This window comes from Nonomuraea cypriaca (genome assembly GCF_015645445.1).
Lineage (GTDB): Bacteria > Actinomycetota > Actinomycetes > Streptosporangiales > Streptosporangiaceae > Nonomuraea > Nonomuraea cypriaca.
In genome coordinates, this window is sequence record NZ_JADOGI010000057.1 from 22,968 (window position 1) to 35,456 (window position 12,489).

Genomic DNA, 12,489 nt, shown 5'->3' on the forward strand with positions numbered 1-12,489 from the left:
CGGCTTCTATTCGTTCTCGTGGGGCAGGACGGGTTCGAGGTGGAACATCCCGGTGACCACTTCGCCGGGACCTTCGGTGTCCACGGCGCGTCCGGCGACGGCCCACAGCACGTCGCGAACCGTGATCATCCCGACCAGCCCGTCGCCGGACAGCACCGGCACCGCGTCACAGCCGGCGTCGAGCATGACGGCCGCGACCCGTGCCAGCGGCGTGTCCGGCCGCACGCGTGGCCGCGGCCCGCAGCCGAGCAGGGCACGGACCTCGCGGCCCGATTGTTCCTCGAGACCACCCGACCAGGACGCGGCGAGTTGCTCGCGCGTCAGGATGCCCACCACATGCCCGCGGTCCACGACCGGCAGGTGGTGCACATCGGCGCGGCGCATCAGCTCCCAGGCCATCAGCGGCGACTCGTCCGGCTTGACGACCACCAGGACGCGGCTCATCACCTGCCCGGCGGTCAGCGACTCGATGTTCACGACGCCTCCTCACTGCGTGGCCGCGTCCCCCCGAGGTGACCGGCCATCGCGCCGCTCCTTCACACGGGCCTTTCACCTCCACCGTCTCGGCAACCGGCTCGCCGCGCCCGGGGACGAAGTCCCGAATGTGGCTGCCGTTGGTCCTCCACCGGCTGGAGACGCGTGGTGAGGCGCTTGGCCGTCCCCGTCAGGAGAGAACTACCCGAAGCATGTGGCTGGGCACCTTCGTGAGCCGAAGGTCCCGGCCTTTCCGTCCCCTGGCGTAGGTCATCTCGGCAGGGCAGGAAACCCGGGGCCTTCCAGCCGGCGGCTGGGAAGGCTTGCGATCAGGTCGGCCATGGGGGCCGCGGGTCCTCGATGGGTGATGGCGACCGTGCCGGCGTAGGAAAGGATCTCGAAGCTCACCGTCACGCGCCGTCGTCATCCGGCCCCGAAGCCGCCTTCGAGCCGGTGGCGCGAGCCGGGGTGGAGGAGGCGGGCCGTGCTCACCAGGACGTCGTGTGACCATGTGCGGCGGCGGATGAGCAAGCACGGTTCGTGACGGCCGATGCGCAGCAGGCGCCGCTCGGCGGCGTCTGCGAGGACCGCCTCGACGATGTGCTCGCCGCGGGTGAGCGGGGCCACCTCATTGAGGTAGACGTGCGGGGTCTCGCGGGTGAAGTCACGCTCCAGGTAGCGGGGGGCGGCGGCGGGGTTGACGAGGCGGTCCTCGAGCTGGATCGGCAGGTCATCCTCGTAGTGCACGATGAGCGAGCGGAACACGGTCGGCCCGGCCGCCGCCCGGAGGTCCGAATCGGCCGCCTCGGAGGGCTCCTCGCGTACGTGGACGACCTCGGTGCGGTGGCAGTGCCCGTGCAGCCGCACGTCGTCGGCGATGTTTCGCACCCCCTGCAGAGCGGAGGCGGCCTTGGGCACGGCGACGAACGTCCCCACGCCGGCCCGCCGCACGATCAGGCCCTCGTGGGTCAGCTCCCGCAGCGCCCGGTTGATCGTCATGCGAGATAAGCCGAGCGCGCCGACGAGTTGGTGTTCGGACGGGAGTTGCTGGCCGTGTGTCCAGCGGCCCGAGCGGACGCCGACGGCGATGACGTTCTTGACCCGCTCGTAGGCCGGTACGGAGGCAGGGCCGGCTTCCTGGAACCGAACAGCGAGCTCGACCGCCGTGATGGGCGCCATGGCCTTCCGATCCTCGGAGATTGGGGACGGGCGGATGTCTCCTGGCCCATGGCCCGAAGTTTATCCAGACCCAGGGGTGGCCTGTTGTATATACAGGACTGTACATTTCCTCCCGTCCCCGTTTCTCCCACGGCGCATTGACGCGCGAGAGGTGGACCGTAATGAGCCAGCAAGCACCCCCAGGTTCGGGTCAAGCCGTGGAGCGCCGGACGATCGACGTGATTCCCGACGCCGAGCGGCACGGCTCGGCGCGCAGCCAGTTCACGCTCTGGTTCGGCGCGAACATGCAGATCACCGCGATCGTGGACGGCGCGCTGGCCGTCGTCTTCGGCGCCGACGCCCTCTGGGCCATCGTGGCCCTGCTGATCGGGAACGTGCTGGGCGGCATCGTCATGGCGCTGCACTCCGCCCAGGGGCCGCGACTCGGCCTGCCACAGATGATCTCCAGCCGAGCGCAGTTCGGCGTGCTCGGCGCGGTCGTGCCGCTCATGCTGGTCGTGCTGATGTACCTCGGGTTCGCCGCCACCGGCAGCGTGCTGGCCGGGCAGGCGCTCGGGCGGATCCTGCACGTCCCGGCGACCGCCGGCATCCTGCTCTTCGGCGTGCTGACGGCGATCGTGGCGGTGACCGGATACCGGCTCATCCACACCGTGGGGCGGATCGCGACCGTCGTCGGCATGCTCGGCCTGGGCTATCTGCTGATCGCCCTGTTCACCAAGTACGACGTGGCCTCGGTCGTGGGGGTCAAGGCCTTCGAAGCCCCGACGTTCCTGCTGGCCGTGGGGTTGGGCGCGGGCTGGCAGCTCACGTTCGGGCCGTACGTGGCGGACTATTCGCGGTACCTGCCGCGCGAAACGAGCGAGCGGACCACGTTCTGGTCCACGTTCGCGGGTAGCGTGATCGGGTCGCAGTGGGCGATGACGCTGGGCGCGTTGATCGCCGCGGTCTCCGGTGGCGCGTTCGTCGGCGACCAGGTGGGGTTCGTCGGCGAGCTGGCCGGCCCGGCGGCGGTCGCGCTGCTGGTCTACCTCGTGATCGTGATCGGCAAGCTGACCGTCAACACGCTCAACGCCTACGGCGGGTTCATGTGCGTGCTGACGACGGTGACGGCGTTCAGTGGCCGGTCACGGATCTCGCCGACGGCGCGCGCGCTGTACATCGTCGGCTTCACCGCCGTGTCGATCGCGGTGGCGATCGTGGCCAGTGCCGACTTCCTGGACAACTTCAAGAACTTCGTGCTGGTGCTGCTCATGGTGTTCACTCCGTGGAGCGCGATCAACCTGACCGACTACTACCTGGTCTCCAAGGAGCGGGTGGACATCCCCGCCCTGTACGACCCGGCCGGCCGCTACGGTCGCTGGAACGTGACCGCGCTGGTCAGCTACGCATTCGGCGTGGCGATCCAGATCCCGTTCCTGGCGCAGAAGCTCTACACAGGGCCGATCACCGAGTTGCTCGGCGGCGCCGACATCTCCTGGATCGTCGGCTTGGCGGCGACCGCGGCGCTCTACTACCCGTGGGCAAGGCGTGCCGCGAACCCGCCTGCCGCCATGATCTACCCCTCGGAGGCGACGCCGCCCATGCGCCGGCTCAGCTCCTGAGCCGTCCGGATCACCCGGGCCTGAGGCTTTTCTTGAACAGACGTAGGACCGAAGGGAAGAACATCATGGAAGGCGCACGCCCCGTCAGGGCTCCGCGCGGCACCGAGCCGACCGCTCTGGGCTGGCCGCAAGAGGCCGCGCTGCGGATGCTGCAGAACAACCTCGACCCAGAGGTCGCCGAGCATCCTGACGACCTGGTGGTCTACGGTGGCACCGGTCGCGCCGCCCGCGACTGGCGCTCGTTCGACGCGATGGTGCGCACACTGCGCACGCTGAAGGCCGACGAGACGATGCTCGTCCAGTCGGGCCGGCCGGTCGGCGTGATGACCACCCACGAGTGGGCGCCGCGCGTGCTCATCGCCAACTCCAACCTGGTCGGCGACTGGGCCAACTGGGAGGAGTTCCGCCGTCTGGAGGCGGCCGGGCTCACCATGTACGGCCAGATGACGGCCGGTTCGTGGATCTACATCGGCACGCAGGGCATTCTGCAGGGCACGTATGAGACATTCGCCGCGGTCGCGGCCAAGAGGTTCAGTGGCTCGCTGGCCGGGACGATCACCCTCACGGGCGGGCTCGGCGGCATGGGCGGCGCGCAGCCGCTGGCCGTCACGATGAACGGCGGCGTGGCGATCTGCGTCGAGTGCGACCCGTCCCGCATCCAGCGCCGCCTGGACCACGGGTACCTCGACGTGCGCGCCGATGATCTGGAGCATGCGCTGCGGCTCGCCGCCGACGCCCGCGACGCCCGCCGCCCGCTGTCGATCGGCCTGCTCGGCAACGCCGCCGAGGTGCTGCCGAGGATGCTCGCCGAGGGAGCCCCCATCGACATCGTCACCGACCAGACCAGCGCCCACGACCCGCTGTTCTACCTGCCGCTCGGCATCGCCTTCGAGGACATGGCGGCCCAGCGCGACAAGGACCCGGCCGGCTTCACCCAGCGGGCCCGCGAGTCGATGGCCCGGCACGTGGAGGCCATGGTGGGCTTCCTGGACGCCGGGGCGGAGGTGTTCGACTACGGCAACTCCATCCGCGGCGAGGCCCGGTTGGCCGGATACGCGCGGGCCTTCGACTTCCCCGGGTTCGTGCCCGCCTACATCAGGCCGTTGTTCTGCGAGGGCAAGGGCCCGTTCCGGTGGGCGGCCCTGTCGGGCGACCCGTCCGACATCGCCGCCACGGACCGCGCGATCCTCGACCTGTTCCCAGAGAACGAGCCGCTGGCTCGCTGGATCCGCCTGGCCGGGGAGAAGGTGCACTTCCAGGGGCTTCCCGCGCGGATCTGCTGGCTGGGATACGGCGAGCGCGACCGGGCCGGCGAGCGGTTCAACGCCATGGTGGCCTCGGGCGAGCTCAAGGCCCCAGTCGTGATCGGGCGTGACCACCTGGACTGCGGCTCGGTGGCCTCGCCTTACCGGGAGACCGAGGGCATGCGCGACGGCTCCGACGCGATCGCCGACTGGCCGCTGCTCAACGCGATGGTGAACGTGGCCTCAGGCGCGTCGTGGGTGTCGATCCACCACGGCGGCGGAGTCGGCATCGGCCGATCCATCCACGCCGGGCAGGTGACCGTGGCCGACGGCACCGCGCTGGCCGGGGAGAAGATCCACCGCGTGCTGACCAACGATCCGGGCATGGGCGTCATCCGGCACGTGGACGCCGGATACGAACGCGCCGAGGAGGTCGCCCGCGACAGCGGCGTGCGCATCCCCATGCAGGAGTCCTGATGCCGGGCTCGTTCATGGAGATGTGGGCGGAGCTGCTGCCGGTCGGGCGGCACGCCGGGCCCGGGGGGTACCGGCGCTACGCCTGGACCCGGCCGGTCGCCGTGGTGAACTTCGGCGACGAGGAGGGCGCCCGCTTCTGGCCGGCCTGCGAGGTGCTGGAGGGACTGGCGTGCCGGTGACGTACTACGCCGAGCACGCCTGGACCGGCGGCGCGGTCGAGTCCGGGGTCGTGATCGAGACGGCCGGGGAGCGGATAGCGGCGGTGCGGACGGGGGTCTTCTCGCCCCCGCCCGGGGCGGAGGTGCTGCGCGGGCTCACCGTGCCAGGGCTGGCCAACGCACACTCGCATGCCTTCCACCGGGCCCTGCGCGGCTTCGTCCAGCGTGGCTCCGGCACGTTCTGGACCTGGCGCGAGACCATGTACGACGTGGCCGCCCGCCTCGACCCGGGCTCCTACCTGGAGCTGGCGCGGGCGGTCTACGCGGAGATGGCGCTGGCGGGGATCACCTGCGCGGGAGAGTTCCACTACCTGCATCACGCGCCCGGCGGCATGCCGTACGCCATCCACCAGCCGCCCCTTCCATTTGCGGACCTTGCCGGCGACGATCACCGTCTCGACGTTGCTGCGGTCCATCAGTGAGACGACGGCCCCCGGGACGTTGTTGAGCGGGGTGACGTTGAGTGCGGTGGCGTCGAGGAGGACGATGTCGGCCTCCTTGCCGGGGGTGAGCGTGCCGGTCTTGCGCCCGAGCCCGAGGTGCTCGGCGCCGTTGACGGTCGCGTAGCGCAGCACGTCGCGGACGGTGAGGAGGGCCGGCGTGCCCTCGGCCGGCTTCGGCCATTCGTTGGGCGGGGTGAAGTCACCCTGTTCCAGGATCATCTGGTTGACGAGCATGCGCTGCATGGTCATCGCGGAGCGCATCAGGGTGAACGAGTCCGCGGCCATCGTCGTCTCGACGTCGGAGCTCAGCGACGGTTCCATGCCGAGTTCCTGCATCTTGAGGATGGGCGGAGTGCCGTGCCGCATGGCCATCTCGATCGGGAAGGCCACCGAGACCTGCACGCCGGCGTCACGGAACCGTTCCCAGGCCAGGTCGGACACGCCGGTCATGTGGAAGAAGAGGTTGTCCTGCCCCACCCCGAGGTCGTTGCCGGCTCCGCCGGTGCCGCGGGCGAGGTCGTCGAGGATGGGCCGGACCTTCGATCCGGAGACGGCGTGCGCGGAGATCTTCAGACCCAGTTCGCGGCCGAGCTTCCAGGCCCGGGTGTACACGTCCTCGGTGGCACTGTAGAGCTCGCCGCCCATGATCATGCTGACCAGCTGGTCATCGGAGGAGAACCACTGGTCCCTGACGCGCCGGGCGTCTTCCGGGTACCGGGACTCCGCGCGGCCGTCGCCCTCGGCGTATTGGAGCACCGAACGCCGGCCGGTGTCGATGAGCGCCTGGATCGCGGCATCGGTGTGCTGCGGCGAATGGGGGATCTGCGACGTGTCGTGCACCGTGGTGACACCGGCGTCGAGCTGTGAGAGCCCGGCGAACAACACGTTGATGTGGACGTCCTGCGTCCGGTACTGCGGCGTGAACTTCTGCAGGATGTGTCCGGCGTAGTTGGGATCGGCGCTGGGGGAGCCCGAGCCGTCGTCGAAGAGAATGCCGTTGGCGAGGAACGAGCGCAGCGCCGTCTCGAACTGGTGGTGGTGCGTGTCGACGAAGCCCGGCATGACGATGCGCCCACGCGCGTCGATCACGCCGGCGCCGGCGACGCGGATGTCCGGCCGGACGTCGACGATCACCTGACCCTGCCCCTGGACCAGGCGGCAGAAGGGTACAAGGCCATGGACGAACGCCGCGCCATCAAGACTCTCCTCACTCCCTGACCCGCGAACCGGCAACGCAGCCGACCGCAGGACAAAGGGAGACCGGGATAGACGACGTCAGGCGAGTTCGTGAGTCCATCCGGAGACGAGGGAGGAGGAGACCGAGACCTCGCCGCCGGAGCGGGTGACGGTGAACCGTGTGGGCTCGCCGGAGGCGTGGTCGGTGACCGTGAGGGTGGTCTCGCCGTCCGGTCCCGGATACACACGCCGGCGGCCTCGGCGAACAGCGGTGAGCGCTGGCCGATGTAGGGATTGATCCACACGCAGACCCGCAGGTCCTTGGCGTGCAGGCGAGCGAGCATGCCTTCGGGATTCACGTTCGAGTTCATTCCCACTGATCTTTTCCGTCGCGGTGTCGAGACGGTCGGATCGGCTCCGACCTTCTCGTGACGGCGCCGGATGGCGGCTCCGGTGGATCGAAGGAAGGCTCGCGATGAGCAAGGTAGTGCTGGATGTGTCGATGTCCCTGGACGGGTTCACGGCGGGACCGAACGTCCGGAAGGAGGAGCCTATGGGGGACGGCGGCGAACGGCTGCACGAGTGGATGGCGGGGAAAGGGCCGGACGGCGGGGTCGACCTCGACATCCGCCGGCAGGTGGACGCGGCGGTAGGAGCCGCCGTCATCGGACGGAGTACCTTCGACCTCGGCGTGGTCCCGTGGGGCGGCACACCATGGCCCGGAGTCCCGAGCTTCGTGGTCACCCACCGGACCAGGGAGGACCTCCTCGGCGACAACGGCGGGACGTTCGCCTTCGATGGGCTGGAGGCCGCGGTCCGACGTGCCAAGGATGCCGCCGGGGACAAGGACGTCCTGGTGCTGGGTGCGGACGTCGCCCGGCAGTTACTCAGGGCGGGCCTGCTCGACGAGGTATGGCTCCACATCGTCCCCCTTCTGATGGGGGCGGGCACGCCGCTGTTCGCCGGGGAGCGGGCCGAGCTGATCCCGGAGGGGAGAGCCGTCGCGGGAACCGAGTCCGTGACCCACCTGCGCTACCGCGTCCTGAAGCCCTGACGCCCTTGACGTTCGCTGCCTCGCACATTCACCGGACGACGGCGCGGCGACGACGCATCGGGTCGGCCAGGACGGCCGCGCCGTAGCCCGCGTCGTCGGGGTTGAGGTTGGTGCCAGGCGCCACGATGCTGTCGATGCGGTCCAGCACTGCGGGTTCCAGGACGATGTCCGCGGCGCTCAGCTGGTCGCGCAGGTGCTCAGCGGTGCGCGGGCCGATGATCGCCGCCGAGACCACCGGGTGCGTGGTGACGAACGCCAGCGCGAGCTGGATGAGTGTCAGGCCCGCTTCGTCGGCGATGCCGGCGAGTTCGGTGGCGGCGTCGAGCTTGGCCTGGTTGCCTGGTACGTCCAGGTCGTAGTGGGCGGACGTTTGGCGGAAGGGCATCGTCCGCGTACGGTGGCTGGACAGGCTGGCCGCGTCGCGGTGCCAGCGGCCGGACAGCCAGCCCCCGGCCAGAGGACTCCAGGCGAGCACCCCCATCCCGTACGCCTCGCAGGTGGGCAGCACATCGGCCTCGACGCCCCGGACCAAGAGGGAGTAGGGCGGCTGTTCGCAGACGAAGCGCTCGCGCTGCCGTCGCTCGGCGGTCCACTGCGCCTGGACGATCGTCGAGGGCGCGAACGTCGAGGACCCCGCGTAGCGGATCTTGCCTGCGCGGACGAGATCGGAGAGCGCCCCCAAGGTCTCGTCGAGATCGGTGGCGGGATCGGGACGGTGCACCTGGTACAGGTCGATGTAATCGGTGCCCAGGCGGCGCAGGCTCTCCTCGCAGGCCCGGACGATCCAGCGCCGCGAGGCGCCGCGCTCGTTGGGGCCGGCGCCCATTGGGCTCGACACCTTGGTCGCCAGGACGACATCGTCGCGCTGTCCGGCGATCGCCTTTCCGATGATGATCTCGGACTCGCCGCCTGAATACACGTCGGCCGTGTCGATGATGTTGACGCCCGCGTCGAGCGCCGTGCGGATGATGCCGATCGAGTCGTCATGATCGGGGTTTCCCCACTTCCCGAACATCATCGCGCCCAGGCATAGCGAGCTGACGTGGACTCCTGTACTACCCAGCGTGCGGTACTGCATGACTTGGGCGGTCCTTCCGTGGTCGAGGTGCTCTGATGGAACGGTCGACAGCCATCTGCTACCGTCTCCAGATAAGCGGATCCGGGTCCGGTTAGCCGTCACACTAAACGGAGCCGACTCCGCATGGCAAGTCGAGAGGAAGAACCGCATGCCTGATCGGTCCGGTCGATCGCTCCGAGCCGACGCACGGGCCAACGAGGACAAACTGCTCGCCGCGGCCGCCCTGGCCTTCGCCCGGGACGGCGCCGCGGCGACCCTGAAGCAGATCGCAAAGGATGCGGGCGTCGGGATCGCCACCCTGTACCGACGCTTCCCGACCCGCGAGCAGCTCGTCGACGCCACCTACCGCTACGAGACGGCCCGGCTCGCCGCCCGAACTTCGCACCTCCTCGGCGAGCTGCCCGCCGACCTGGCTCTGCGGGCCTGGATGTCCCAGGTGCTGGACTACCTCGCCGCCAAGCACGGTATGGCCGACACTCTCAAGACCCTCCTGCAAAGCGACGAGCAGCTGAGCTCCGAGACGCGCGAGCAACTGACCGGCGCGATCGAAGAGTTCCATCGCGCCGGGACGGCACAGGGGATGATCCGGGAGGACGTGCCCTCATCCGACATCCTCATGGCCCTGGCGGGCGTCACCCTCGTAGCCGGGGCCGCCCACCAGCGCCCGCAGGCCGAACGGCTGCTCGATCTGCTGATGGACGGTCTCACCCGCGCGGACGGATGGCGCCGGGACACGGAGCGGTCCGCGCCGTGATCCGGGCTCACTCGGACGCGTCGCGACGAACCCGCCACCACGTCGAACGAGCGGTCCAAGCGCACGACGCCACGCCGATCGGCACCCTGCCCGAACGCCTGGCCCGAATTCGGTCCAGGCCCAGGCGTCAGGGTTGTGTGCGCACGACGGCCACAGCGATTTCGCCGCTGACCGCGTGGGCCGCGACCATAGGGGCGACGGCGCTGTCGATGATGACCGTGGCCTGGCGGGCCGACCCGGATGTGTAGCTCACGCTGTCGACCACAGCCTCCTCCGCGAGGAGTACAGGTTCTTCCGGCCCACGCCCGCGCACCGGCACGTGGATGATCTGGACGTGGTCTCCGCGCTGCAGGTCATACGGCGTCTGGCCGGGTTTGAGTGCCAGTCCCACCTTGACGGCCTGCCCGGTGACCACCCCGTTGCCGCCCGCGGCGGCCATGGGTCCGGCGAGCAACGTCCCCGGCAGGACCGTGACGGTGGCGACGGTCGCGGCGACCTGGTCCCGCTGTGACCAGGCCCAGTAGGAGCCCCCGTCGTCGGCGATGCGCGCCTCCTGCAGGGCGCCGCGGTCGAAGGGTTGGCCGGCGCCGATCCGCTGCGTGACGCGGATGACGGAGATGCGTTCGTCGGCGCGCATCACCAGCAGGGTCGTGGCCAGGGCACCACCGAGGACGAGTAGCACGGCCAGCGCGGCGAGTCCCGGCCTGCGCCGGCGAGACGGCTGCGGTAGTTCGCGGGAAGCGACTCCGGTCAGCATGCCCGTTTCCGCCGGTCGTCTACGAGGCGAGGCAGTCCTGGTGTGTCCATCGTGGCATCGCCTTTCCTTCCCTTCGGTGTCAGGGATCCCATGATGTCACCAAGGGAAATCGTCCGTACTCGAAGAGTGGTTTCTCGCTGCTCCGGCACGGATGCGGAGGTGACGGGTAAGCGAAAGAGTTATTGCGAAAGAGTTGTTTCGAGTATAGATTCGCTGAGTGAAGATCAAGGACCCGAAAGCGATGCGGGCGCTCGCCCACCCCTTGCGCATCCAGCTCCTCGAACTGCTGACCATCGAAGGCGCCGCGACAGCCACCCGGCTGGGCGAGCTCGTCGACGAGAGCCCGTCAAATTGCTCCTTCCACCTGCGGGTTCTGGCGAAGTTCGGATACATCGAACGCGTGCCGGGCCGGACAGGGCGCGACCGGCCCTGGCGGCTCATCGATATCGAGCAGTCCTGGGACTCCGAGCAGCCGGAGGAGGACGGCAGGTCGGCAGCGTCCGCGTTGAGCCAGGTCTTCCTGGACTGGGAGTATTCACGGATGAAGGCCGCGGCCACGGCAGCGGTGCCGGAGGCGTGGAAAGGCAGGCTGGCGAGCGGCGGCGCCACCCTCTGGCTGACGCCTGAGGAGGCCGAACACCTCGGAGAGACCATCGCCCAACTGATCAGCCCGTACACCGAACGCTGGCAGGAACCGGACTCGCGCCCGGCAGACGGTCGTCCTGTCCGGCTGTTCCACAACACCTATCTCCTGCCGAGCACGGACCATCGGTGAGGGGCGCACTAGCCAGCCCGCCGTTCCGGCGACTGCTGGGCGCGTGGACGATCGGCAGCCTCGCCGACAGCGCGCTCTATCTCACGCTGGGAGTATGGGCCAAGGACCTCTCGGGCAGCAGCAGCGCCGCCAGCCTGATCTTCCTCGCGCTGGCCGCCCCGGTGGTGCTCTTCCCGCTCATCGGCCTGCTCGCCGACAGAGTCAACCGCAAACCCCTGCTGGTCTGGGCGAACCTCGCCGGTGCTCTGGTCGCCACGACGCTGCTGACCGTGCAGACGGCCGGGCAGTTATGGCTGCTGTACGGCGTGGCATTCGCGTACGGCACACTGGGCCTCGTCAACTCCGCCGCCCAGACCGGCCTGGTCCGGGACATGCTGCCCGTCCGGCACCTCGACACGGCCAACGGCCTGCTGACCACCATCGACCAGGGACTACGCGTCCTTTCCCCGGTCGTGGGAAGCGCCCTGTATGTCGCCTGGGGAGGCAGCGCGCTCGCCATCGGGGTGGCCGTCTGCCTGGTGCTCACAGCGCTCGTGCTGCTGATGGTCCGGGTACGCGAGTCCGCGCCGGAACCCCGCCGGCCGGAGCACACCTGGTGGCAGGAGACGGCCGCCGGCCTGGCCCATTTGCGAAGCGTCCCGCTGCTGTGGCGCATGGTGATGGTGAGCGCGGCGGCCTTCGGCGTCGTCGGCTTCTTCGACTCGGCCCTGTTCGAGCTCGTTGACAAGGGTCTGGGGATGGAGGCGGCGTTCTTCGGGGTGCTGATGGGCATCCAGGGAGCCGGCAGCGTACTGGGCGGTCTGACGGCTGCCCTGGTGCTGCGTCGCCTGGGGCCGGCGGTGATGGTCGCGACCGCGCTCGCGCTGCTCGGCGCTGCGGGTGTGGCGATGGCCGCCGACCTGGCCGGCGTTCCGCTGCTTCCCGTCGCGGTGACGGCGCTGTTCGCAGCCGGCGTCGCGATCCCTTGGCTGATGGTCGCGATGGTGACCACGCGCCAGCGACTCACGCCCTCCAGGCTGCAGGGACGCGCCGCCGCGGCCGCCAACGTCGCCACCACCCTGCCGCAGATGGCCTCCATCGCGGCCGGCGCCGCGCTCGTCGCCGTCGTCGACTACCGATGGCTGATGATCGCAGCGGGAGGGATCCTGATCGGCTGCGCACTGACCCTGACGACCAGCTCGACTCCGGCCTCGCGGGTCCAGCGGAAGGCCTCCTGGAAGTCCTCGTCAGGCCGATGAGTTGCGGGCCGGTCGGATTGC

The 12,489-nt window shown here is 69.6% G+C and carries 11 protein-coding genes and 2 pseudogenes; 7 read left to right on the forward strand and 6 right to left on the reverse strand.

Annotated features, from left to right (window positions below; all coding sequences use genetic code 11):
• Positions 1 to 6: 6 nt before the first annotated feature.
• Positions 7 to 477: a CBS domain-containing protein gene (locus ITP53_RS20130; protein WP_195896957.1), complete on the reverse strand. Its 471-nt coding sequence runs from the start codon at positions 475 to 477 to the stop codon at positions 7 to 9.
• 420 nt (positions 478 to 897) lie between these two features.
• A complete protein-coding gene (gene hutC, locus ITP53_RS20135) occupies positions 898 to 1,653 on the reverse strand; it encodes a histidine utilization repressor (protein ID WP_195896958.1) in 756 nt (251 codons plus the stop codon).
• 161 nt (positions 1,654 to 1,814) lie between these two features.
• Between hutC and ITP53_RS20140 the strand changes: the two genes are divergently transcribed.
• The 3 genes and pseudogenes from ITP53_RS20140 to ITP53_RS56120 form a co-directional block, all read left to right on the forward strand.
• Positions 1,815 to 3,254 (forward strand): purine-cytosine permease family protein, encoded by a 1,440-nt coding sequence (locus ITP53_RS20140; protein WP_195896959.1) that lies wholly within the window; start codon positions 1,815 to 1,817, stop codon positions 3,252 to 3,254.
• Between the two features lie 65 nt (positions 3,255 to 3,319).
• Positions 3,320 to 4,975, forward strand: coding sequence for a urocanate hydratase (gene hutU, locus ITP53_RS20145; protein ID WP_195896960.1), 1,656 nt, complete (start codon positions 3,320 to 3,322; stop codon positions 4,973 to 4,975).
• Between the two features lie 169 nt (positions 4,976 to 5,144).
• Positions 5,145 to 5,534: pseudogene (locus ITP53_RS56120) on the forward strand (formimidoylglutamate deiminase); the annotation flags it as partial.
• Positions 5,535 to 5,576: 42 nt separating this feature from the next.
• Here the strand turns inward: ITP53_RS56120 and ITP53_RS57685 are convergent.
• Together ITP53_RS57685 and ITP53_RS20155 are read right to left on the reverse strand one after the other, a co-directional pair.
• Positions 5,577 to 6,698 (reverse strand): annotated as a pseudogene (locus ITP53_RS57685) (amidohydrolase family protein); the annotation flags it as partial.
• Positions 6,699 to 6,911: 213 nt separating this feature from the next.
• On the reverse strand, positions 6,912 to 7,058 hold the full coding sequence (locus ITP53_RS20155) for a hypothetical protein (RefSeq protein ID WP_195896962.1): 147 nt from the start codon (positions 7,056 to 7,058) through the stop codon (positions 6,912 to 6,914).
• Positions 7,059 to 7,287: 229 nt separating this feature from the next.
• Between ITP53_RS20155 and ITP53_RS20160 the strand changes: the two genes are divergently transcribed.
• Positions 7,288 to 7,866 carry a dihydrofolate reductase family protein gene (locus tag ITP53_RS20160; RefSeq protein ID WP_195896963.1) on the forward strand — a complete coding sequence of 193 codons (579 nt, stop codon included), beginning with the start codon at positions 7,288 to 7,290 and terminating at the stop codon, positions 7,864 to 7,866.
• A gap of 28 nt (positions 7,867 to 7,894) precedes the next feature.
• On the opposite strand, the gene ITP53_RS20165 is transcribed toward ITP53_RS20160, so the two are convergent.
• A complete protein-coding gene (locus ITP53_RS20165) occupies positions 7,895 to 8,944 on the reverse strand; it encodes an aldo/keto reductase (protein ID WP_195896964.1) in 1,050 nt (349 codons plus the stop codon).
• A gap of 148 nt (positions 8,945 to 9,092) precedes the next feature.
• Between ITP53_RS20165 and ITP53_RS20170 the strand changes: the two genes are divergently transcribed.
• On the forward strand, positions 9,093 to 9,698 hold the full coding sequence (locus ITP53_RS20170; RefSeq protein WP_195896965.1) for a TetR/AcrR family transcriptional regulator: 606 nt from the start codon (positions 9,093 to 9,095) through the stop codon (positions 9,696 to 9,698).
• A gap of 127 nt (positions 9,699 to 9,825) precedes the next feature.
• Here the strand turns inward: ITP53_RS20170 and ITP53_RS20175 are convergent, their stop codons facing one another.
• A complete protein-coding gene (locus ITP53_RS20175) occupies positions 9,826 to 10,455 on the reverse strand; it encodes a hypothetical protein (protein ID WP_195896966.1) in 630 nt (209 codons plus the stop codon).
• Between the two features lie 217 nt (positions 10,456 to 10,672).
• Between ITP53_RS20175 and ITP53_RS20180 the strand changes: the two genes are divergently transcribed.
• Entirely contained in the window at positions 10,673 to 11,230 is a 558-nt protein-coding gene (locus ITP53_RS20180; protein ID WP_195896967.1) for an ArsR/SmtB family transcription factor, read from the forward strand.
• A complete protein-coding gene (locus ITP53_RS20185) occupies positions 11,227 to 12,468 on the forward strand; it encodes an MFS transporter (protein ID WP_195896968.1) in 1,242 nt (413 codons plus the stop codon). The genes ITP53_RS20180 and ITP53_RS20185 overlap by 4 nt, the downstream gene beginning before the upstream one ends.
• The last annotated feature ends 21 nt before the right edge of the window (positions 12,469 to 12,489 follow it).